Origin of the sequence: Variovorax saccharolyticus, assembly GCF_030316765.1 — a bacterium.
GTDB lineage: Bacteria > Pseudomonadota > Gammaproteobacteria > Burkholderiales > Burkholderiaceae_C > Variovorax > Variovorax saccharolyticus.
On record NZ_JASZYT010000003.1, the window covers coordinates 168639 to 189642 of the forward strand.

A 21004-nucleotide genomic window follows, 5' to 3' on the forward strand; every position below is an offset into this window, starting at 1 on the left:
TGTGCCAACTCGCTGCGACTTTGGCTTTTCGAGGGTTCATCCGAGGGCAAAGCCCTTGTGGCCGATGCGTATTGCCTGACAATTACGTCAACAATCCCGCCCCAAGCGCGCGAAGCTGCATGACCATCGCCCTCAAGACCGTCGCACCCAGAATGCCCGCCCGCGCCCGGCCGGCGCCCGAGACGCCGCATCCGCGCAGCACGCCCGACCGCGTGGCCGACGCGATCAGCAAGGGCATCCTGATGCGGCGCTTCACGGTCGGCCAGCGGCTGGTCGAGGCCGATCTCACACGCGATCTGGGCGTGAGCCGCAGCACCGTGCGCGAAGCCCTGCGCATCCTGGCGTCGAGCGGCGTGGTCGACCTCACGCCGCACCGCGGCGCCGTGATCCGCTCGCTCACGCGCGAAGACGCCGCCAGCCTGCTCGGCGTGCTGGAGGTGCTGTCGGGCCTGGCCGCGCGGCTGGCCGCCGCCAACATCCACCGCGCAGACAACGCAAGGCGCTTCGAGGCCGCGGCGCAGAAGCTGGTCAGCGCCCGCACGCCCGAGGCGCTCGACCGCGTGCTCGACGAGCGCGCCAACTACTACAAGGTGATGTTCGAGATCGCCGATAGCGGCGAACTCGACCGCGTGCTGCCGCAGGCGCGGGCCCACCTGTTCCGCGCCCAGTTCTATCACTCGCTGACCACCGCCGACCTGAAGGCGATGGTGGCCGAATACCGCGCCATCACCGAAGCCATCCTCGAGGGCGACGAGGCCAAGGCCGAGAGCCGCATGCGGCGGCACCTGCAGAAGACCGGCGAGCGCACGCTGCCGCGGATGAGCGCGTTCGCGCTGGCCTGAGCGCCAGCCTCAGCGGCCTTGCCAGACCGCGGCGCGCTTCTCGGCGAAGGCGGTCGCGCCCTCGCGCGCATCCGAGGAGCCGTTGACCTTGCGCGCCAGCGGCCGCTGGCGCTCGAACATCTCATCGTCGGTCCAGGTGCGCGAAGCATCCACGATCTGCTTGCTGGCCGCGACCGCGAGCGGCGCGTTGGCATCGATGCGCCGAGCCAGTTCGAGCGCGGCATCGAGCGCGCCGCCGTTCTCCACCAGCCGGTTGACCAGCCCGCAGGCGGCCGCCTGCTCGGCCGTGACCGGATCGCCGACGATTGCCAGCTCCATCGCCAGGTTGCGCGAGACCCGGTGCGGCAGCCGCATCAGGCCACCCGACGATGCGACCAGCCCGCGCTTGACCTCGGGCAGGCCGAAGCTGGCGCCGCGCGCCGCCACGATCAGGTCGCAGGCCAGCGCGATCTCGAAACCGCCGGCCACCGCATGGCCCTCGACCGCCGCGATCAGCGGCTTCGCCGGCGGCGCTTCGCACATGCCGGCGAAGCCCCGGCCCGCGACGATCGGCTCGTCGCCGCCGGCCGCGAAGGCCTTCAGGTCCATGCCGGCGCAGAAGGAGCCGCCGGCGCCGGTGAGGATGCCCACGTGCAGTTCGGGCCGCGCATCGAGTTCCGACAACGCCGCCGCGAGCGCGACCGCCACTTCCTTGTTGATCGCATTGCGCACCGCCGGACGGTTGATCGTGATGATCTGTACGCTGCCCCTGACTTCAACGAGCACGACGGGTGGATTCACAGCACCTCCTTGGTGGACGCCCGCAGCTTGCCGACGATGCCGCTCGGGAAGAAGTAGACCGACAGCACGAAGACGGTGCCGAACCACAGCAGCCAGCGGTCGGGGTGGAACAGCGCCGCCAAGAGCGGCACCCCGCCGAGCGAGCCGCTCATGCCGCCCATCAGGCTCTGCAGGTAGTTCTCGGCCACCACGAACAGCGCCACGCCGACCACCGCGCCGTAGACCGTGCCGAGCCCGCCGATCACCGCCATCAGCAGGATGTTGAGCATCACGTTGAAGCCGACCGTGGTCTGCGGCCCGACGTAGCGCAGCCACAGCGCCATGAGGATGCCGGCGCAGGTCGCGAGCGCGGCCGCCAGGCAGTTGACCGCCACGCGGTAGTAGAGGGTCCGGTAGCCGATCGCCTCGGCCCGGAACTCGTTCTCGCGGATGGCCTCCAGCACGCGGCCGAAGCGCGAGTTGACGACCCGGAGCATCAGCAGGAACAGCAGCACCGCGCTTGCGAACACCAGGTAGTAGGTCAGCACCTTGCCGTTCACCGTGGTGCCGAGGATGTCGTTCTCGAACAGGCGGAAGCCCGGCGACAGCGACTCGGGCAGCTTGAAGGTGCGGCCGTCGTCGCCGCCGGTGAGGCCGCTCATGCGCGTCACCAGGGCACCGAAGGCGGCCGCCACCGCCAGCGTCATCATCGTGTAGAAGATGGCCTTGACCCGCAGCGAAACCAGCGCGATCAGGAAGGACAGCAGCAGCGACACGCCCAACCCAGACAGCGCGCCGACCAGCATCGCCGACCAGGTCGGGCCGAGCTTGTACATCGCGATCGCGACGCCGTAGGCCCCGATGCCGTAGAACATCGCGTGCGCGAACGACACCACGCCGCAGTAGCCCAGCAGCAGGTCGAAGGAAGCCACCAGCACCACGAAGACGCAGATGGTCGCCGCCACGTTGAGCGAGCGCGCGCCCGAGAACAGGAAGGGCGCGGTGGCGAGATAGGCCACCACCAGCACCAGCAGCGCCGTGAGCCATCGGCTGCGCGGCAGGTCGCCCGAGAGAATCGAATTGAACATCGCGCCCGCCTAGTGCTTGTTGACCGGATAGAGGCCCTGCGGCCGCCACAGCAGCACCGCCATCATCACGAGGATGTTGGAGACCAGCGCCATGTCGGGCAAGAGGAAGCTCACGTAGTTGGTGCTGAGCGCGATCAGCATCGCGCCGGCGAAGCAGCCAGTGACCGAGCCCAGCCCGCCGATGATCACGATGATCAGCATCTGCACCAGCACCTCGGCGCCGATCGCGACAGTGAACTGCTCGCGGTAGAAGCCCCACATCACGCCGCCCAGGCCGGCCAGCGCCGAGCCGCCGACGAAGACCGCGATGAAGACGTTGCGGATGCGGTAGCCCAGGGCCTCGACCATCGAGCGGTTCTCGACGCCGGCGCGGATCAGGAGGCCGACCCGCGTGCGCGTCAGCAGCAGCGTGAGCCCGGCATACACGACGAGCCCCACCGCCACCGCCACCAGCCGGTAGCGCTCGATGGCGACGTCGCCGAGCAGCAGCGAGCCGCGCAGCGCCTCGGGCATCGGCAGCATCATCTGGTTGGCGCCGAACAGCACCAGCACGATCTGCTCGATGATGATCATCGCGCCGATGGTGATCAGGATCTGCTTCAGGTGGTCGCCGTAGACCGGCCGCACGAACAGGCGCTCGTAGACCCAGCCGAGCGCGGCCGTGACGACCATCGACAGCGCGATGACCGCCGTGATGGCCGCCAGGCTGGCCCACACCGATTCGGACTCGAGCAGGCCCTTGAGCGGCCCGACCAGCAAGGTGGCGGTGTAGGCCCCGACCGCGACGAAGGCCGCGTGGCCGAGGTTCATGACGTCCATCAGGCCGAAGACCAGCGTGAGGCCGCTGGCCATGATGAACAGCATCATGCCCATGGCCAGCGCGGCCACGGTCAGCGTGACCCAGGTCGGGAAGCTGCCGATGACCGGCAGCGCCAGGCCGATGAAGGCCAGGATCAGCAGGCCTGGAACCAGGTCGCGGCGGCGGCCGGGCAGTGCCTCGAGCGCCTGCGACGCATCGGCGGCCGGCACGGCGGGGGCGGAAGGGTGGGTGGCGGCGTTCAATGCACGGCTCCTGCATGCAGGCCGAGCAGGCGTGCCTGCAGGCCTTCGTCCTCGGACAATTGCTCCATCGACCCGCTGTGCACCATGCGGCCGTCGTCCATCACCGCCACATGGTCGCCCAGCGAGCGCACGAAGTTGAAGTTCTGCTCGACCAGCAGGATCGTGGTGTCGCGCGCCTTGAGCTGCTCGAAGGCCTCGGCCAGGTTGTCGACGATCGCGGGCGCAAGGCCCTTGGTCGGCTCGTCGATCAAGAGCAGCTTGCGCGGCTCGATGATCGCGCGGGCGATCGCGACCATCTGCTTCTGGCCGCCCGAGAGCGTGCCGCCGGGGCGCAGCCAGAAACGCTTGAGCGCGGGAAACAGGCCGAAGATCCATTCGAGCCGCTCTTCGTCGAAGGCGCCGCCGATGGCCGCCAGGCGCAGGTTCTCCTGCACCGTGAGGCCCGAGAAGATGCCCATGTCCTCGGGCACGAAGGCGATGCCGCTGCGCGAGATCGCGGGCGTCTCGGCCGCCGTGATGTCCTGGCCGTCGAACACGATGCGCCCGGCGCTCGCATGCCACAGGCCCATGATGGTGCGCAGCGTGGTGCTCTTGCCGGCGCCGTTGCGGCCCAGCAGCACCGTGAGGCCCGAGCGCGGGACCTGCAGGTCGACGCCCTGCAGGATGTGGTACTCGCCGATGTGGGTGTGGACGCCGGCCAGCGTCAAGAGCATGCCGCCGGCATCGTTGCGTGCTGGCTCAGGCATGGGCCACCGCCTTCGCCGCCCGCGGCGTGCTGCGCTTGCCCAGGTAGGCCTCCTGCACGATCGGCGAGGCCATCACCTCGGCCGGCAGGCCGTCGGCCACCAGCCGGCCGTTGTGCAGCACGATGATGCGGTCGGCCAGGGAATGAATCACGTCCATCTTGTGCTCCACCAGCAGGATCGTCTTGTCGCCCTGCGTCTTGAGTCGGCCGATCAGTTCGAGGATGACCGGCACCTCGTCCACGCTCATGCCCGCGGTGGGCTCGTCGAACATCAGGATCTCGGGCTCCAGCGCCATCAGGATCGCGACCTCGAGCTTGCGCTTGTCGCCGTGCGGCAGCTTGGCCGCGAGGTCGCCGGCGCGCGCCGCCAGCCCGACCTGCGCCACGTAGTGCGCGGCCTGGTCGATCAGGTCGCGGCGGCTGCGCCACACGGCCAGCATGTTGAAGCCGGCGCTGTGGCGGCTCTGCACCGCCAGCCGCACGTTCTCGAGCACGCTGAGCTTGGGGAACAGGTTGGTCAGCTGGAAGGCGCGGCCAATGCCGCGCGAGGTGCGCTGCGGCGCGTTCAGGCGCGTGATGTCCTCGCCCTTGAAGTGCACGCTGCCCGCGCTGGCGCGCAGCTGGCCCGACAGCAGGTTGAAGTAGGTCGTCTTGCCGGCCCCGTTGGGGCCGACGATGGCCGTCAGGGTGCCGGCAGCGAACTGGGTCGTCACCTCGTTGACCGCCACGTGGCCGCCGAACTGGATGCTGAGCCCGGTGCTCGACAGCACCGGCACGCTGGGAGCGGCCATGCTCAGCGCTTCACGGTGACCGGCACCGGCATCTCCGACGCCGGGATCTCGCGCACCAGTTCGAGCAGGTCCCACTCGCTGGCGGGCGCCTTCTTCATCTTGAACTGGTATTGCGCCTGCATCGCCTGGTGGTCTTCCTTGCGGAAGGTCATCTTGCCCTTGGGGGTGTCGAACTCCATGCCCTCCATCGCGGCGATCAGCTTCTCGGAGTCGGCCGAGCCGGCCTTCTTGAGGCCCGCGATGATCGCGCTGGCGGTCACGAAGCCGCCCGCGGTGAACAGGTCCGGCGGCATCTTGAAGCGCTTCTGGTGCTCGGTGACCAGCCAGTCGTTCATCGGGTTCTTCGGGAAGCCGTAGTAGTAGAAGGTGCCGCCGGTCACGTCCAGGCCCTTCCAGGGCTTGGTGTTCTCGAGGTTGGCACCGCCGATCGACAGGAACTCGATGCCGTAGCGGCCCGGGTTCAGCTCGGAGATCTTGCGGATCGGGTTCGGCGCGCCCCAGATCACGACCAGGTACTTGCGGCCGGTGGCGTTCTTCATGCCGTCGAAGATGCGCTGCATCGGCGCCGTGAAGTCGGTGGTCGACAACGGGATGAACTCCTCGTGCAGGATCTTGGCCTTGCTCTGGGTCGCGGCCATCGCGTCCTTGAAGGCCTTGACGCCGTCGCGCCCGTAGACGTAGTCGGGTGCCAGGAAGGCCAGGTTGTCGCCCTCCTTCAGGCCGGCGGCGCTGGCCAGCGCGTCCTGGAAGGAATTGCGGCTGGCGCGGAACAGGTAGCGGTTCCAGGCCGAGCCGGTCAGCGAGTCGGCGATGGCCGGTTCGACCATCAGCACCTTCTTGTACTCTTCGGCCACCGGCGCCATCGACAGCGCGCCGCCCGACCACGAGGTGCCGACCGCGATGTCGGCCTTGTCGTCGGACAGGGCCTCGGTGAGCATCGCCTTCGACAGCTCGGGCTTCATCTGGTCGTCCTTGACGATCACCTCGATCTTGCGGCCGAGCACGGTCATCGAGCCCTGCGTGAGGTATTCGAGGCCCAGGCGCAGGCCGCGCTCGGTGTCGCGCGCATAGGCTTCGGACGGCCCGGTCTTGCTCGCGATCAGCGCGATCTTGATGGGCTTGTCCTGCGCCTGCACGGCGGACACCACTCCCAGCAATGCGAGGGCGCCGAAGGCAGCGGCGATCAGTTTCTTCAAAGGCATGTCATGTCTCCAGGTGGATGGGCGGACGGCCTCGCCGGGCCGTTTCACGGTTTCGAAAATTCAGCCGATGGCGCGCGACTGGCCGCGCCAATAGGGTTCGCGCAGCAGGCGCTTGAGCACCTTGCCGCTCGGGTTGCGCGGCAGCTCGGCGACGATGTCGATCGACTTCGGGCACTTGTAGTGGGCCAGGTTGGCGCGCATGAAATCGATGATCTCTCGCTCGGTCACGGCCATGCCGGGGCGCGGCACGACGCAGGCCTTCACGGCCTCGCCCCAGGTCGCATCGGGCACGCCGATGATGGCGCCGTCGGCCACGGCCGGGTGCTTCATCAGGACGTTCTCGACCTCGGCCGGGTAGATGTTCTCGCCTCCCGACAGGATCATGTCCTTGATGCGGTCGTTGATGTAGAGGTAGCCGCCCTTGAGGTAGCCGCCATCGCCCGAGCGGAACCAGCCGCCGTTGGCGTTGCGGCCCTCGGGGTAGGCCGCGGCCGTGGCTTCGGGATTGCGCCAGTACTCTTTCAGGTTGCGGTCCGATTCGATCCAGATCTCGCCGACCTCGCCGTCGGGCAAGTCCTGCAGCGTCACCGGGTCGACGATGCGCAGGCGGCCGCCGCCGATCGGACGCCCGGCCGAGCGCAACAGCTCGGCATCGCCCGCGCGATGGTCCGCGGGCATCAGGAAGGTGGCCGGGCCCGAGACTTCGGTCAGGCCGTAGACCTGCAGGAATTGGCAGCCGAAGGCCTCGAAGGCCTGCTGCAAGGTGGTCTCGCTGACCGGCGAGCCGCCGTAGGCGATCAGCTGCAGGCGGCTGTAGTCGCCCTGCTTCACCTCGGGCGACTGCAGCATGAAGAGGATCATGGCCGGCACGATGAAGCTGTGGGTGATGCCGTGCTCGCCGATGGCCCGGATGTAGCCGGCCGGGTCGAACTCCGAATAGGCACTGGTCTGGCCGCCGGTGTAGAGCGTCAGCAGCAGCATGGTCATGCCGGCGACGTGGAACACTGGCAGCGGGTTGCCCAGCACGTGGCGCTGGTCGAACTCCCACTCCTTCGCGACCACGCGCGAGGTCGACAGCAGGCCGGCATGGCTCAGCACGATGCCCTTGGGCAGGCCGGTGGTGCCGGACGAATAGAGCTGCAGCGCGGCGTCGTGCGTGTCGGCATCGACCGGCTCGAAGCTGTCGTCGTGGCCCGTGTACCAGTCTTCGAAGGACTGCAGGCCATCGTGCCCCTGCTCGGTGCAGACCAGCGTGCGGACACTGTCGAGTCCGGCGGCCCGCACGGTGGCGATGAAGGCCTGGTCGGTCATCAGGAAAGGCGCTTCGCCATTCTTGAGGATGTAGGCGATCTCGGGTGCCGCCAGCCGCCAGTTGACCGGCATGCAGACCGCGCCGAGCTTGCAGGCGGCCAGGGTCAGCAGCAAGGTCTCGATGTGGTGCTTGGTGAGCACCGCGACGCGGCTCTCGCGGCCCACGCCCATCGCGGCCAGCGCGTTGGCGATGCGGTTGGTGGCGCGTTCCACTTCGGCGAAGCTGAGCTTGCGCTCGCCGCGGCGGTAGGCCAGCGCGTCGGGGCGCTCGCGCAGCTGGCGCCTCAGGCTGTCGATCAGGGTGCGGTCGTCCATGTTCATGCCACTTCGAACAGTGCCGCGGCCCCCATGCCGCCGCCGACGCACATCGTCGCCACCACGTATTTCACGCCGCGGCGCTTGCCTTCGATGAGCGCATGGCCGACCACGCGGGCGCCGGTCATGCCGTAGGGATGGCCGATCGAGATGCCGCCGCCGTCGACGTTGTAGATCGCCGGATCGATGCCCAGGTGGTCGCGGCAGTAGATCGCCTGGCAGGCGAAGGCCTCGTTGAGTTCCCACAGGCCGATGTCCGAGACCTTCAGGCCATGCTGCTTGAGCAGCTTGGGAATCGCGTACACCGGGCCGATGCCCATCTCCTCGGGCGCGCAGCCGGCCACCGCCATGCCGCGGTAGATGCCCAGCGGCGCCAGGCCGCGGCGCTCGGCCAGGCCCCGTTCCATGATCACGCAGGCCGAGGCGCCGTCCGACAACTGGCTCGCGTTGCCAGCGGTGACCACGCCGCCTTCGATCACGGGCTTGAGCGAAGCCAGCCCTTCGAGCGTGGTCTCGGGGCGGTTGCCTTCGTCGCGCGTGAGCGTCACGTCCTTGAACGAGACCTCCTTGGTGTTCTTGTCGACCACCGCCATGGTGGTCTCGAAGGCCACGATCTCGGCGTCGAAGCGGCCGGCCTGCTGGGCGTCGGCGGTACGCTGCTGCGAGGCCAGCGAATAGCGGTCCTGCGCCTCGCGGCTGATGCCGTACTTCTTCGCCACGAACTCGGCGGTCTGCAGCATCGGCATGTAGGCGTGGGCGGCGCGCGCGATCACGTTCGGGTCTTTCTCCTTCGCGACCCAGCCCATGTAGGCCTCCTGCACCGCCGTGATGTTGTCGTGCCCGCCGGCGATCACGACGTCCATGCCGTCGACCATCACCTGCTTGGCCGCGGTGGCGATCGCCATCAGGCCCGAGGCGCACTGGCGGTCCATCGTCTGGCCCGAGACGGTGTCGGGCAGGCCCGCGGCCAGCACCGCGTTGCGCGCCAGGTTCATGCCGGCGGTGCCGGCCGAGAGCACGCAGCCGATCACCGCGTCCTCGATCTCGGCGCCGTCGACGCCGGCGCGCTGCACCGCATGGGCGATCGCGTGCGCCAGCATGGTTGGCGATTTCGTGTGGTTGAGCGCGCCCTTGTAGGCGCGGCCGATGCCCGTGCGGGCGGTGGAGACGATGACGGCTTCTTTCATGGGCTTTCCAGTGAGAGGGTTCAGGCGGCTTGCCAGTCGGACAGGCGCTTGCCCTGCCCGGCCAGCGAGGCCAGCAGCGGCGAGATGCTCCAGTAGCCGTGCGGATTGCCGCGCGTCTTCGCGTAGTGCGCCAGGCGCGCGGCGATCTGCGGCAGGCCGATCGCATCGGCCATGTGGATCGGGCCGCCGCGGTGGTCGGGAAAGCCGTAGCCCGCGACCCACACCATGTCGATGTCGCCGGGCCGGTAGGCGATGCCCTCCTCGAGGATGCGCGCGCCCTCGTTGATCAGCGGATACAGCAGGCGCTCGACGATCTCCTGCGGCGGGATGTCGTCGCGCCGCGCGATGCCGTGCTGCGCCGCGAGTTCGGCGGCGATGCGCGCGGTCTCGGGATCGTCGACCGGCTTGCGGCCGTCGTAGCGGTAGTAGCCGGCGCCGGTCTTCTGGCCGAAGCGGCCGAGTTCGAACATCTTTCGCACCACCGCGCGGTAGCTGTCGTCGGGCGGCAGGCCGCCGGCCTTGCCGTACTCGATGACGGTCTTGGCGCCGACGTCGATGCCGGCCATGTCGAGCATGCGGCAGGGGCCCATCGCCATGCCGAGGGCCTCGACCGCGCCGTCGATCTGCGCCGGGCTGGCGCCTTCCATCATCAGGAACTCGGCCTCGCGCATGTAGACCTCGGCCATGCGGTTGCCGATGAAGCCATAGCAGACGCCCGAGACCACCGCCACCTTGCCGATCGTGCGGGCCAGCTGCATCACGGTGGCCAGCACCTCGGGCGCGGTCTTCGCGCCGCGCACCACTTCGAGCAGGCGCATCACGTTGGCGGGGCTGAAGAAATGCATGCCGACCACGTCGGCCGGGCGGCCCGTGGCCTCGGCCAGCACGTCGACATCCAGTGTCGAGGTGTTGGTCGCGATGATGGCGCCGGGCTTGCAGACCGCGCCGAGCCGGGCGCAGACCTGCTTCTTGAGCTCCATGTTCTCGAACACCGCCTCGATCACGAGGTCGCAATCGGCCAATGCCGCGTCGTCCAGCGAGCCGCGCAGCAGCGCCATGCGCGCCTCGACCTGCTCGGCCGTGAGCCGGCCCTTGGCGGCGCTGGCCTCGTAGTTGGCGCGGATGATGCCCAGGCCGCGATCGAGCGCTGCCTGCGAAGTCTCGACCAGCACGGTCGGAATGCCGGCGTTGGCGAAGTTCATCGCGATGCCGCCGCCCATGGTGCCGGCACCCAGCACACCGACCGAGCGCACCGGCCTGAGCGTGGTGTCGCGCGGCAGGCCGGGGATCTTGGAGGCCAGCCGCTCGGCGAAGAACAGGTGGCGCATCGCCTTCGATTCGGGCGAGACGCGCAGTTCCTCGAAGAGGCGTGCCTCGGCCGCCTCGCCCTCGGCGAAGGGCAGCAACGAGGCTTGCACCGCGCGCACGATGTTGCGCGCCGACGGATGGAAGGGCTTGCGGCGTGCCGCGTCGGCCAGCGCGCGGTCGAAGAAGTCCGGCGCCAGTGTCTCGGTTGACACCGTGCGCTCGCTGATGCGGCGCGGGCCGGCGCCGCGGGCGAGCAAGGCCTCGGTGAAGGCGATGCCGGCTTGCAGCGGCGCGGCATCGCTCAGTTCGTCGACCAGTCCGAGTTCCCGCGCCTCGGCGGCGCCGATGCTGCGGCCGCTGGCGATCATGTCGAGTGCCAGTTCGGCGCCGACCACGCGCGGCAGGCGCTGGGTGCCCAGCGAACCCGGCAGGATGCCGAGCTTGACCTCGGGCAGGCCCAGCTGGGTCTTGGGATGGGCGACGCGCCAGTGGCAGGCGAGCGCCAGTTCCAGGCCGCCGCCGAGCACCGTGCCGTGCAGCGCCGCCACCACCGGGCGGCCCAGCGCCTCGATCCGTGCCAGCGTGCCGTTGAAGGGCTGGGTCGTGAAGTCCGGCAGGTCGAAGGAGGAGATGTCGCCGCCGGCGACGAAGGTGCGGCCCTCGCCATGCAGCAGCAGGGCCATGTAGCTGGCGTCGGCCTCGAAGGCGTCGATGGCGGCCACCAGGCCGGCCACGACCGCCGGCGACAGCGCATTGACCGGCGGGTTGTCGATGCGCAGCAGCGCGATGTCGCCATGGCGGTTCAAAGTCACGGGGGAGTTCATGGCGTCTGGTGGTGCGTTCGAGAGGGTCGAGGAGTCAGTCGAAGGTAGCAAAGGGACATTCAAATCTCTTGCGTCTACAGGCTGACCGGGAGGTCGCTGCCCGGCGCCACCAGCAGCTTGATCTGCGTGGTGGGACGCCGCAGCGCCTCGAAGGCGGCGGGCAGTTCGTCGAGCCCGACGACGTCGGTCAGCATCGCCTGCGGATCGAACCGCCCGGCGTCGAGCAGGTCCAGCACCCGCCGCCAGTCGGCCTTGGCGTAGCCCATGACGAACTGCAGGCTCAGTTCCTTGGCCATGGCGCGCTGCGGCACGAGCCGGTCCTCGGTGGCGCAGACGCCCACCACCACGATGCGCCCGCGCGGCGGCGCGAGTTCGACGCACTGCTGGATCAGGCCGGCCACGCCCACGCATTCGAAGATGACGTCCGGCGGCCCGCCGGCGTGGCGCGCGAAGGCCGGGCCGACCTCCTCCGCCGCCGGATCGATCAGCACCGTGGCGCCGAAGCGCGCCGCGACCTCGCGCCGGCCGGGTGCCCGTTCGCTGACCGCCACCCGGGTGGCGCCGGCCTGGCGCGCGAAGGCGGCCACGGCCAGGCCGATGGGCCCGGCGCCGATCACCAGCACCTTGCTGGCCAGGCCGACCCGTCCCGACTGCACCGCGTGCAGCCCGACCGCCAGCGGCTCGATCATGGCGCCCTCGCGGGCGCTCACCGCGCCCGGCAGCCGGATCGCCTGGCCGGCCGGCACCTTGACGTACTCGGCCAGCGCGCCGGGCCGGTTCGGGCTGAAGCCGGTCAGGCGGTTGTTCGGGCAGATCATGCCGAGGCCTTCGCGGCATTCGCGAAAGCCCTCGTCGGTGCAGCTGCGGCAGGCGTTGTTGGGCAGGGCCGTGACGCGTTCGCCGACCTTCCAGCCGGCGGCGCCGCTTTCGACGATCTCGCCGGCGAACTCGTGGCCCAGCACCGTGCCCTCCTTGACCGTGAACAGGCCCGGATGGGTGGCATGCAGGTCGGAGCCGCAGACGCCGCAGTAGTGCACCCGCAGCACCAGTTCGCCGGGGCCGGCCTGGGGCAGCGGCAGTTCCTCGATGGCCAGCAGACGGTCGCTGCCGCGGAAGACGGCGGCTTTCATGGGGCGGAGGTTATGGGGCGGGCGGGCATGGCCGCAGTCTGGTGGCGCAGGCCGCAAAGTTCTTGCGTCCAGCCGCTGACGTGCAGCCGCTGGGCGCAAGACGCCGGCGCGCTGCGCGCCTAGCCTCAGGGCAAACCCTCTGGACGACGACGGAGCAAGCCATGGATCTCAAGGACAAGGTGGTGGTGGTCACCGGTGGCGCCAGCGGCATCGGCGCGGCGATGGCGCGGCGCTTCGCCCGGGAGGGCGCACGCGCCGTCGTGGTGGCGGACCGCCACGCCGGCCAGGCCGCCGAACTGGCCGCCGCGATCGGCGCCGAGGCGGCCGGGGTCGATGTCACGGTCGAAGCCGACTTGCTGCGCCTGATCGACGACACCGAGGCCCGCCACGGCGCCATCGACCTGTTCTGCTCCAACGCCGGCATCACGGCACGCGGCGGACCCGAGCTCCCCGACTCCGACTGGCAGCGCGTGATGGCGGTCAACCTGATGGCCCATGTGCACGCCGCCCGCGCGCTGCTGCCGCGCATGCTGGCGCGCGGCGGCGGCTACCTGCTGCAGACCGCTTCGGCAGCCGGGTTGCTGTCGCAGTTCGATGCGCCTTATGCGGTCAGCAAGCACGCGGCGGTGGCCTTTGCCGAATGGCTGTCGATCAGCTACGGCGGGCGCGGCATCGGCGTCAGCTGCCTGTGCCCGGGCGGCGTCGACACGCCGCTGCTCGACGCCGAGACGCCGGAACGCCGGGCGCTGATGGCCGAGGGCATCGTGAGCGCCGACGCGGTCGCCCAGGCGGTGGTCGATGGCCTGCGCGAGGAGCGCTTCCTGATCCTGCCGCAGGACTTCATCCGCGAGCAGATGCAGCGCAAGGCGGCCGATCCCGAGCGCTGGCTGCGGGGGATGCGGCGCTGGCAGGCGGGATTGGACTGAATGGGCCGGGCGCCTCAGCCAATGCCTGGGTGCCGTCCATGCCCTGATCAACGCGCGCCGATGTGCAGAGAAATCACGCCGCCGACGATCAGAACAAGGCCGAGCACGCGAAGAGGGGTGATCAATTCATCGAAGCAGATGATCCCGACGATGGCGGTGAGCGCGACGCCGGAACCCGCCCAGACTGCGTAGGTCAGTCAGGCGTCGCCGCGCCCCAGCGCCGTCGTCAGCATGATCTTCCCGGTCGCCCGCCGGTCGGCCACCAGCCGCAGCGCCTCGGCCGCACGCTCCAGCGGATAGCGCCCGGTGATCACCGGGCGGATGCGGCCTTTGGCCAGCCAGCCCAGCAGTTCCTGCATCAACTCGTCGTAGCGCTTCGGCTCGGCCTGAGCGAAGCCGCCGTAGAACACGCCGACGATGGCGCAGCCCTTGAGCAGCGCCAGGTTGAGCGGCGGCCGCGGGATCTCGCCGGTGGTGAACCCGATCACCAGGTAGCGGCCCTTCCAGGCCATGCTGCGCAGCGCCGGCTCCGTGTACTGGCCGCCCACGGGGTCGTAGACCACGTCGACGCCGCGTCCGCCCGTGAGCGCCTTGAGCCGCTCGCGCAGGTCTTCGCTGGCGTAGTTGATGGTCTCGTCGGCGCCGGCCTGCCGACACAGGGCCAGCTTCTCGTCGGAAGACGCCGCCGCGATCACGCGCGCACCCATCAGCTTGCCCAGTTCGATCGCCGAGATGCCGGTGCCGCCGGCCGCGCCGAGCACCAGCAGCGTCTCGCCAGGCCGGATGTCGGCGCGCTCCTTGAGCGCATAGTGCGAGGTGCCGTAGGTGATGACCAGCGCCGCGGCCGCTTCCATCGCGATGCCGGCCGGCAGCCGCACCAGCTTGCGGGCGTCGGTCAGAACCTCCTCGGCGTAGCCGCCCCAGCCGCAGACGGCGATCACGCGGTCGCCGGGCGCGAAGCCCTCGACGCCCGGGCCCACCGCCTTGACCGTGCCCGCCACCTCGCCGCCCGGCGAGAAAGGCAGCGCCGGCTTGAACTGGTACTTGTTCTCGATGATCAGCGTGTCCGGGAAATTGACCGCGCTGGCATGCACCGACACCAGCACTTCGCCGCTGGCGGGCACCGGCGACGCGACCTCTTCGAACACCAGCGATTCGGGCGGGCCGTGGCGCTTGGCGAGCACTGCTTTCATGGGAATGACTCCTTCCAGGAGAGAGGGGGTTTCAGATCATCGAGATCGACATGCCGCCATCGACCGCCAGGCTGGCGCCCGTGACGAAAGCGCCGGCCGGCGAACTCAGGTACAGCACGGCATAGCCGATCTCCTCGGGCAGGCCGAGGCGCTGCACCGGCGTTTTCCTGAGGATGCGCTCGCGCGCCTCGCCGTCGAAGGCCTGTGCCAGCCGCGTGTCGATCACGCCCGGCAGCACGGTGTTGGCACGGATGCCGAACTCGCCGTATTCGAGCGCGAAGACCCGGCTCATGCCGAGCAGCGCGGTCTTGAGCGTGCCGTAGAGGCCCAGCATCTTTTCCGGATGCCAGGCCGACAGCGACGAGATGTTGACGATGCTGCCGCCGCCGCGCGGCTTCATGAGCCGGGTCGCCTCGACCGAGAGGTACCAGTAGCCGCGCAGGTTGACCTCCACGGTCTTCATGAAGAGCGCGGGATCGGTGTCGTCGATGCTGCGCCACGGGCTCAGCACCGCGTTGTTGACCAGGATGTCGAGGCCGCCGTGCGCGGCCGCCAGATGGGCCGACATCGCGCCGATGTCCTCCATGCGGCCGATGTGGCAGGCCCGCGCCTCGGCGCTCAGGCCCTCGGAACGCAAAGCCTGGGCCACCTGCTCGCATTCGTCGGGCTTGCGGCTGCTGACCAGCACGTGGGCGCCGGCCTGGGCCAGCACGCGGGCCGTGGCGGCGCCGATGCCGTGCGTGGAGCCGGTGACCAGCGCGACCTTGCCATGCAGGTCGAAAGGGGTGGCGGGTGCGGGCATTTGCGTTTCCTTGCTTTTGATTCAGTCCGGGCGGTCGAGGATGTCGAGCCCGACGCGCGCGAACACCGCCATCGTGTTGCCGAAGTGCAGCGCACTCTCGGCCACCGCGGTGCCGAGCGCGGCGCGACGGCGCAGGCCGGCCGACATCGCGGCCTGGCGAAACATCGCGAAGGCCTTGAAGAAGCGCAGATCGGCCACCGGGCTTTCGCCCATGGCGCGGAAGTAGCGCTCGCGCAGTTCGGCTTCGCTCGGCAGGCCCTGCGCCGCGCGGTCGACGCCGGCCAGTCCGGGCAGCAGGTAGTCGGCGGGCAGCGACTGCACCGCGAGGAACTGGCCCAGGTCGGCCAGCGGATGGCCCAGGGTCGACAGCTCCCAGTCGAGCACGGCGATCACGCGCGGCGCGGCCTCCTCGTCGGCAGCGAACATCAGGTTGTCGAGCCGCGAGTCGCCGTGCAGCAGCACCACCCGATGCGCGCCATGCGGCATCGTGTGTTCGAGCGCGGCGATCAGGCGCTCCATCTCGGGATCGCCCTCGGGCATCGCGGTGCGGTACTGCTGGCACCAGCGGTGGAACTGGCGCTCGAAGTAGTTGCCCGGCCGGCCGAAGTCGGCGAGGCCCAGCGCGTCGATGTCGGTACGGTGGATCGCGGCCAGCGAATCGATCGCCGACGCATAGACCGCACGCCGGCGGCCGGCCGGCAGTTCCGGCAGGCCCACGTGGCGATGCACCCGGCCCTCGATGAAATCCATCAGGTAGAACTGGACGCCGACGATGTCGAGGTCGTTGCACAGCACGTGGATCTTCGGCACCGGCACCGCCGTGCCATGCAGCGTGGTGACCAGCCGGAACTCGCGATCGAGCGCATGGGCCGACTTCAGCAGCTGGCCGGCCGGCTGGGTGCGCAGGATGTAGCAGCCGCTGTCCGCGCGCAGCTGCCAGATCGGATTCGAGTTGCCGCCGATCAGGCGCTGCGCTTCCCGCAGGCCGCGGAATCCGCGAACCTCGGCCTGCAGCCAGGCACCGAGCCGGTCCAGGTCCAGCGGCGGCGCACTGACGACCGAAGCGGTCATCGCTGCGCGCTGGCCGCCGCGCCGTGGCGCTGCAGCAGCTGCTTGCCGACCGCCGACAGATGCACCTGGTCCGGACCGTCGCCGATGCGGATGAAGCGCGCGTAGACATAGGCCCGCGGCAAGAAAGTATCCTGCGACACGCCGGCGCCGCCGAAGACCTGGATCGCGCGGTCGATCACGCGTGCCGCCATGCTCGGCACCACGATCTTGGCCGCGGCGATCAGGTCGCGCGCCGCCTTGTTGCCCTCGCGGTCCATCTTGTCGGCCGCCTTCAGCGTCAGCAGCCGGGCCTGTTCGATCTCGCAGTAGGAATGCGCGATGTCCTCGCGCACCGAGCCTTGCTCGCCCAGCGTCCTGCCGAAGGCCACGCGCGTGGCGGCGCGCTGGCACATCAGCTCGAGCGCCCGCTGCGCGCAGCCGATCAGGCGCATGCAGTGGTGGATGCGGCCGGGCCCGAGCCGGCCCTGCGCGATCTCGAAGCCGCGGCCTTCGCCGAGCAGGATGTTCGAGGCCGGCACCCGCACGTTGTCGTAGACGATCTCGGGGTGGCCGACCGGTGCGTCGTCGTAGCCGAAGGCCGTGATGTCGCGCACGATGCGCACGCCCGGCGTGGCCTTGGGCACTAGGATCATCGACTGCTGCTTGTGCCGCTCGGGATGGTCGGGCGCGGACTTGCCCATCACGATCAGCAAGCTGCAGTCCTCGTTGAGCGCGCCCGAGGTGAACCACTTGCGGCCGTTGATCACGTAGTCGTCGCCGTCGCGCCGGATCTCGCACTGGATGTTGGTCGCGTCGCTCGACGCCACCGCCGGCTCGGTCATCGAGAAGGCGGAGCGGATCGTGCCGGCCATCAGCGGCGCCAGCCACTGCGCCTGCTGGGCCTCGCTGCCGTAATTGGCCAGCACCTCCATGTTGCCGGTGTCGGGCGCCGAGCAGTTGAAGATCTCGGGCGCCCACAGCACCCGGCCCATGATCTCCTTGACCGGCGCGTATTCCAGGTTGCTGAGGCCGCTGCCGTGCGCGCCCGAAAGGAACAGGTTCCACAGCCCGGCCTCGCGCGCCCGGGCCTTGAGCGACTGCAGCACCTGCGGCGTGCGGTACGGATGGCTGCTCTCGCGAACCTCGTCGTAGTAGGCGTTCTCGACCGGGTAGACATGCGCCTGCATGAAGTCCTCGACGCGCTGCTGCAGGGCGAGCGAACGCCCGGAGTGGTTGAAGTCCATCGATGGTCCTTGCGTCTCAGAGGCGGGTGAGCACGACCGCCAGTTCGTGCGCGCCCAGCGGATGGATCACGCGTTCGTAGGGTGGCTTGGGCCATGACCAGCGCACAGCGGCAAACAGCGCGCGCATGGCATGGATGTCGCAGTGGTAGGGCGGCCCGGTGATGTAGCCATCCGCGGCACCGGCTGCCGGGGCCTGCATGAAGAGCGCCAGCAGGCGGCCGCCGGGCCTCAGCCAGGCATGCAGCTGCGCCGCGTAGGCGGTCCAGTGGTCGGGATGCAGGGCGCACAGGCAGGTCTGCTCGTAGACCGTGTCGACCGGCTGCGGCGGGGACCACTGCAGGACGTCGGCCTGCAGCACGCCGGCCTGCAGGCCGCGCTCGGCCAGCCGCTGCGCGCTGCGCTCGACCGCCGCGGGCGCGTAGTCGAGCCCAGTCACGGCCGCGCCGGCCGCCGCCAGTTCGGCCAGCTCCCAGCCGCTGCCGCAGCCGGGCACCAGCACGCTGCTGCCGGCCGGGAAGGCGCCGGCATCACGCCAGCGCAGCAGCTGCGGGCTGGCGGCGCCGCGGTCCCACGGCGTGGTGCCGGTCTCGAAGCGGGCTTGCCAGAAGGCGGCGTCGGGGCCGGCCATGTCAGTGCCCGCCCGGCCGCCCGAAGGGCACTGAGCGCCCCCTCGGGGGGCAGCGATACACGAAGTGATGAGCGTGGGGGTGATTCATGTCAGGTGCCCTCCTTCGCGGGCGTGCGCAGCTTGGCCTTGAGCACCTTGCCGGTCGGATTGCGCGGCAGCGCATCCACGAGCCTCAGTTCCCGCGGCAGCTTGTAGCGCGCGAGCCGCGTCTCGGCGAAGGCCTGCAAGGCTTCGAGCGTGATCGCCCTGCCCGGCTTGACCGCGACCACCGCCACCACGCGTTCGCCCCAGCGCTCGTCGGGCGCACCAATCACGGCCACCTCGGCGATGTCGGGGTGGTCGTAGAGCACGCTCTCGACCTCGGCCGGGTAGATGTTCTCACCGCCGCTGATCACCATGTCCTTGAGCCGGTCGCAGATGAAGAGAAAGCCCTCGGCGTCGCGATAGCCGACGTCGCCGCTGCGGAACCAGCCATCGCGCGTGAACACCGCGGCCGTGGCCTCGGGCTGCTTCCAGTAGCCGGCCATCACGTTGGCGCCGCGCACGCAGACCTCGCCCGCGGCGCCGGGTTCGGTGATCGGCTCGCCCACCGCGTCGATCAGCCGGATCTCGGTGAGCAGCGGCGGCGTGCCGCTGGAGCCCAGCTTGTCGGTCGCGCGGTCGGGGCTCAGGAAGGTGATCATCGAGGCGGTCTCGGTCATGCCGTAGCCCTGGTGCACCGGCACGCCGCGCGCGGCATAGAGGCGCAGCAGCGGCTCGGGCATCGGCGCGCCGCCCACGGCCACCAGCCGCAGCGAGCTCAGGTCGGCCGCAGCGAAGTCCGGGTGCTGGCTGATGAAGAGCAGCATCGCCGGCACCCCGAAACTGACAGTGACGCGGTGCTCGCGCACCGCCTGCAGCACCGCCGCGACATCGAAGCCGCGCTGCAGCACCAGGTGCCCGCCCGCCAGCAGCGTCGAGAGGCTGCCGCACAGCAGGCCGCCGACATGGAACATCGGCGCGAAATTGAGCGTGACATCGGTCGACACCATGTCCCACAACAGCATCTCGTTGAGGTTGTTGGCCCAGAAGTTGCCGTGCGTGAGCATCGCGCCCTTCGGGTGGCCGGTGGTGCCCGAGGTGTACATGATGACGGCGACCGCATCGGCGCTGGCCGGCACCGGATCGGGCGGCGTCGCGGCCTCGGCCATCAGCGCGTCGGCGGGCTCCCAGCCCGGTGCACCGCCGGCCCGGTGGATGAAGCGCTTGCAGGTCAGCGTGCCGCGCACGCCGTCGATCACCGCAAGATGTTCCTCGCCCACGATCAGCGTGTGGATGCCGGCGTCGCCGATGACGTACGCCAGTTCGGGGCCGCTGAGCCTGAAGTTGAGCGGCACGAAGATGCCGCCGATGCGGGAGGTCGCGAACATCACGACCACGAACATCGGATCGTTGAGCCCCAGGTAGCCGACGCGGTCGCCGGCTGCGACGCCGCCGGCAGCCAGTACCGCCGACATCGCCTCGATGCGCTGCTGCAGCTCGCCGTAGGTCCAGTGCAGTCCGTCGCAGCTCAGGGCCGGCTGCTTCGGCACGCGCCCGGCGCGGCGGGCCAGCCATTCGTGCAGGCCGACCGCGTGGGCGCTGCGGTCGGTCGGCGCACCAGTCAGCGCCCGGTCCATGTCGGCCTCCGCTTCTCGTTGAACGAGGCCAGCCCCTCTTTCGCATCCTCGGTCATCGCGAGCAGAGCGATCTGGCTCTCGGTGTAGGCGATGCCTTCGTCGAAGGACATGGCCTCGAGCGCCCGCATCGCATACTTGCCGCGGCGGATCGCGGTAGGCGACTTGCCGGCAAGCCGGTCGATCAGCCACTGGGTCTTGGCGTCGAGCTCGGCGGCCGGTACCACGTAGTTGAGCAGTCCGCCCTCCTTCGCCTCGGCGGCGTCGAAGGGCTCGCCCGTCAGGCACCATTCGCGCACCGTGCGGCGCGGCGCGATACGCTGGAGCAGGCTCAGCACCTGCATCGGGAACAGCCCGATCTTGACCTCGGGCAGGCCGAACTGCACATGATCGGCAGCGATCGCCATGTCGGTCATGCAGAGCAGGCCCAGGCCACCGGCCATGCACACGCCATTGATGCGCGCGATGCTCGGCAAGGTCGAGTCCTGCGCCTCGCGCAGCATGTCGGCATAGTCGATGTTGGGACGCGACAGGTCGAAGGCGAAGCCCGCACCGGGCTGCAGGTCGCCACCGGCGCAGAAGGCCTTGTCGCCGGCGGCCGTGAGCACGATCACGCGCACCTCGGGGTCGGCATGGGCCCGGGCGTAGCCCTCGCGGATGCCAGCGATCACGTCCTTGTTGATCGCGTTGCGCTTGTCGGGGCGGTTGATGGTGATCCAGAAGGCTCTGTCGCGCTTCTCGTGCATTACGGCGGGGTTGGGTTCGGTCATTGAGGTCTCCTTGATTCTTGTTGCGGTTGTTGGCGGCGATGGCGGGCGGTATGCCCTGGGCCGGCCGACGTCACCGGCCGCTTCGCGGCTGCCCTGCGCTGCTCACGGTACGCGGGGTCTCGCTCAAACTCGCTTCGCTCAAACAGTCGCGAGCCCTGATCCGCGCACCGCT

20 protein-coding genes are annotated in these 21004 nt (G+C 69.8%); 2 read left to right on the top strand and 18 right to left on the bottom strand.

All coding sequences use genetic code 11. From position 1 onward, the window contains the following. The first annotated feature begins 119 nt into the window (after positions 1–119). Positions 120–842, top strand: coding sequence for a GntR family transcriptional regulator (locus tag QTI45_RS11515; protein WP_286654434.1), 723 nt, complete (start codon positions 120–122; stop codon positions 840–842). Positions 843–851: 9 nt separating this feature from the next. On the opposite strand, the gene QTI45_RS11520 is transcribed toward QTI45_RS11515, so the two are convergent. The 10 genes from QTI45_RS11520 to QTI45_RS11565 all read right to left on the bottom strand — a co-directional run bounded on the left by QTI45_RS11520 (position 852) and on the right by QTI45_RS11565 (position 12564). Then, entirely contained in the window at positions 852–1622 is a 771-nt protein-coding gene (locus tag QTI45_RS11520; RefSeq protein WP_286654435.1) for a crotonase/enoyl-CoA hydratase family protein, read from the bottom strand. Next, positions 1619–2689, bottom strand: a complete 1071-nt coding sequence (locus QTI45_RS11525; RefSeq protein WP_286654436.1) for a branched-chain amino acid ABC transporter permease — start codon at positions 2687–2689, stop codon at positions 1619–1621. The genes QTI45_RS11520 and QTI45_RS11525 overlap by 4 nt, the downstream gene beginning before the upstream one ends. A 9-nt stretch (positions 2690–2698) precedes the next feature. Continuing rightward, positions 2699–3718, bottom strand: a complete 1020-nt coding sequence (locus QTI45_RS11530) for a branched-chain amino acid ABC transporter permease (protein WP_286654720.1) — start codon at positions 3716–3718, stop codon at positions 2699–2701. Between the two features lie 29 nt (positions 3719–3747). Continuing rightward, the gene (locus tag QTI45_RS11535; RefSeq protein ID WP_286368735.1) at positions 3748–4497 is read right to left on the bottom strand and encodes an ABC transporter ATP-binding protein; all 750 of its coding nucleotides are present in this window, start codon (positions 4495–4497) and stop codon (positions 3748–3750) included. Next, entirely contained in the window at positions 4490–5287 is a 798-nt protein-coding gene (locus QTI45_RS11540; RefSeq protein ID WP_286654437.1) for an ABC transporter ATP-binding protein, read from the bottom strand. The genes QTI45_RS11535 and QTI45_RS11540 overlap by 8 nt, the downstream gene beginning before the upstream one ends. Positions 5288–5289: 2 nt before the next feature. Continuing rightward, positions 5290–6489, bottom strand: a complete 1200-nt coding sequence (locus QTI45_RS11545; RefSeq protein ID WP_286368733.1) for a substrate-binding domain-containing protein — start codon at positions 6487–6489, stop codon at positions 5290–5292. Positions 6490–6549: 60 nt separating this feature from the next. Beyond that, positions 6550–8115 (bottom strand): long-chain-fatty-acid--CoA ligase, encoded by a 1566-nt coding sequence (locus tag QTI45_RS11550; RefSeq protein WP_286654438.1) that lies wholly within the window; start codon positions 8113–8115, stop codon positions 6550–6552. Between the two features lie 2 nt (positions 8116–8117). Next, the gene (locus tag QTI45_RS11555) at positions 8118–9302 is read right to left on the bottom strand and encodes an acetyl-CoA C-acyltransferase (RefSeq protein ID WP_286654439.1); all 1185 of its coding nucleotides are present in this window, start codon (positions 9300–9302) and stop codon (positions 8118–8120) included. 20 nt (positions 9303–9322) lie between these two features. Continuing rightward, complete coding sequence (locus QTI45_RS11560) at positions 9323–11434, bottom strand: 3-hydroxyacyl-CoA dehydrogenase NAD-binding domain-containing protein (protein WP_286654440.1); 2112 nt, start codon at positions 11432–11434, stop codon at positions 9323–9325. A 74-nt stretch (positions 11435–11508) separates the two neighbouring features. Then, positions 11509–12564 carry a zinc-binding dehydrogenase gene (locus QTI45_RS11565; RefSeq protein WP_286654441.1) on the bottom strand — a complete coding sequence of 352 codons (1056 nt, stop codon included), beginning with the start codon at positions 12562–12564 and terminating at the stop codon, positions 11509–11511. Between the two features lie 161 nt (positions 12565–12725). On the opposite strand from QTI45_RS11565, the gene QTI45_RS11570 reads away from it, so the two are divergent. Beyond that, positions 12726–13490, top strand: coding sequence for an SDR family NAD(P)-dependent oxidoreductase (locus tag QTI45_RS11570; RefSeq protein ID WP_286654442.1), 765 nt, complete (start codon positions 12726–12728; stop codon positions 13488–13490). Between the two features lie 47 nt (positions 13491–13537). On the opposite strand, the gene QTI45_RS35345 is transcribed toward QTI45_RS11570, so the two are convergent. The 8 genes from QTI45_RS35345 to QTI45_RS11605 all read right to left on the bottom strand — a co-directional run bounded on the left by QTI45_RS35345 (position 13538) and on the right by QTI45_RS11605 (position 20832). Continuing rightward, a complete protein-coding gene (locus tag QTI45_RS35345) occupies positions 13538–13687 on the bottom strand; it encodes an SMR family transporter (protein WP_353621304.1) in 150 nt (49 codons plus the stop codon). Further along, entirely contained in the window at positions 13688–14683 is a 996-nt protein-coding gene (locus QTI45_RS11575; RefSeq protein WP_286654443.1) for an NADPH:quinone oxidoreductase family protein, read from the bottom strand. A gap of 31 nt (positions 14684–14714) precedes the next feature. Next, a complete protein-coding gene (locus QTI45_RS11580) occupies positions 14715–15485 on the bottom strand; it encodes a glucose 1-dehydrogenase (RefSeq protein WP_286654444.1) in 771 nt (256 codons plus the stop codon). Positions 15486–15506: 21 nt separating this feature from the next. Then, positions 15507–16556, bottom strand: a complete 1050-nt coding sequence (locus QTI45_RS11585) for a phosphotransferase family protein (RefSeq protein ID WP_286654445.1) — start codon at positions 16554–16556, stop codon at positions 15507–15509. Next, positions 16553–17779: an acyl-CoA dehydrogenase family protein gene (locus QTI45_RS11590; RefSeq protein ID WP_286654446.1), complete on the bottom strand. Its 1227-nt coding sequence runs from the start codon at positions 17777–17779 to the stop codon at positions 16553–16555. Before QTI45_RS11590 ends, QTI45_RS11585 begins: the two co-directional genes overlap by 4 nt. Before the next feature lie 16 nt (positions 17780–17795). Beyond that, positions 17796–18407, bottom strand: coding sequence for a methyltransferase domain-containing protein (locus tag QTI45_RS11595; RefSeq protein WP_286654447.1), 612 nt, complete (start codon positions 18405–18407; stop codon positions 17796–17798). A gap of 89 nt (positions 18408–18496) precedes the next feature. After that, positions 18497–20065 carry an acyl-CoA synthetase gene (locus QTI45_RS11600; RefSeq protein WP_286654448.1) on the bottom strand — a complete coding sequence of 523 codons (1569 nt, stop codon included), beginning with the start codon at positions 20063–20065 and terminating at the stop codon, positions 18497–18499. After that, a complete protein-coding gene (locus QTI45_RS11605) occupies positions 20050–20832 on the bottom strand; it encodes an enoyl-CoA hydratase/isomerase family protein (RefSeq protein ID WP_286654449.1) in 783 nt (260 codons plus the stop codon). The genes QTI45_RS11600 and QTI45_RS11605 overlap by 16 nt, the downstream gene beginning before the upstream one ends. Between the last annotated feature and the right edge of the window lie 172 nt (positions 20833–21004).

Coding starts and splice junctions, on each gene's coding strand:
- QTI45_RS11540 (WP_286654437.1), bottom strand. CDS start 5,287: ATGGCCGCTCCCAGCGTGCCGGTGCTGTCGAGCACCGGGCTCAGCATC.
- QTI45_RS11515 (WP_286654434.1), top strand. CDS start 120: ATGACCATCGCCCTCAAGACCGTCGCACCCAGAATGCCCGCCCGCGCC.
- QTI45_RS11525 (WP_286654436.1), bottom strand. CDS start 2,689: ATGTTCAATTCGATTCTCTCGGGCGACCTGCCGCGCAGCCGATGGCTC.
- QTI45_RS11595 (WP_286654447.1), bottom strand. CDS start 18,407: ATGGCCGGCCCCGACGCCGCCTTCTGGCAAGCCCGCTTCGAGACCGGC.
- QTI45_RS11570 (WP_286654442.1), top strand. CDS start 12,726: ATGGATCTCAAGGACAAGGTGGTGGTGGTCACCGGTGGCGCCAGCGGC.
- QTI45_RS11560 (WP_286654440.1), bottom strand. CDS start 11,434: ATGAACTCCCCCGTGACTTTGAACCGCCATGGCGACATCGCGCTGCTG.
- QTI45_RS11590 (WP_286654446.1), bottom strand. CDS start 17,779: ATGGACTTCAACCACTCCGGGCGTTCGCTCGCCCTGCAGCAGCGCGTC.
- QTI45_RS11575 (WP_286654443.1), bottom strand. CDS start 14,683: ATGAAAGCAGTGCTCGCCAAGCGCCACGGCCCGCCCGAATCGCTGGTG.
- QTI45_RS11565 (WP_286654441.1), bottom strand. CDS start 12,564: ATGAAAGCCGCCGTCTTCCGCGGCAGCGACCGTCTGCTGGCCATCGAG.
- QTI45_RS11535 (WP_286368735.1), bottom strand. CDS start 4,497: ATGCCTGAGCCAGCACGCAACGATGCCGGCGGCATGCTCTTGACGCTG.
- QTI45_RS11545 (WP_286368733.1), bottom strand. CDS start 6,489: ATGCCTTTGAAGAAACTGATCGCCGCTGCCTTCGGCGCCCTCGCATTG.
- QTI45_RS11555 (WP_286654439.1), bottom strand. CDS start 9,302: ATGAAAGAAGCCGTCATCGTCTCCACCGCCCGCACGGGCATCGGCCGC.
- QTI45_RS11580 (WP_286654444.1), bottom strand. CDS start 15,485: ATGCCCGCACCCGCCACCCCTTTCGACCTGCATGGCAAGGTCGCGCTG.
- QTI45_RS11600 (WP_286654448.1), bottom strand. CDS start 20,065: ATGGACCGGGCGCTGACTGGTGCGCCGACCGACCGCAGCGCCCACGCG.
- QTI45_RS11605 (WP_286654449.1), bottom strand. CDS start 20,832: ATGACCGAACCCAACCCCGCCGTAATGCACGAGAAGCGCGACAGAGCC.
- QTI45_RS11550 (WP_286654438.1), bottom strand. CDS start 8,115: ATGGACGACCGCACCCTGATCGACAGCCTGAGGCGCCAGCTGCGCGAG.
- QTI45_RS11585 (WP_286654445.1), bottom strand. CDS start 16,556: ATGACCGCTTCGGTCGTCAGTGCGCCGCCGCTGGACCTGGACCGGCTC.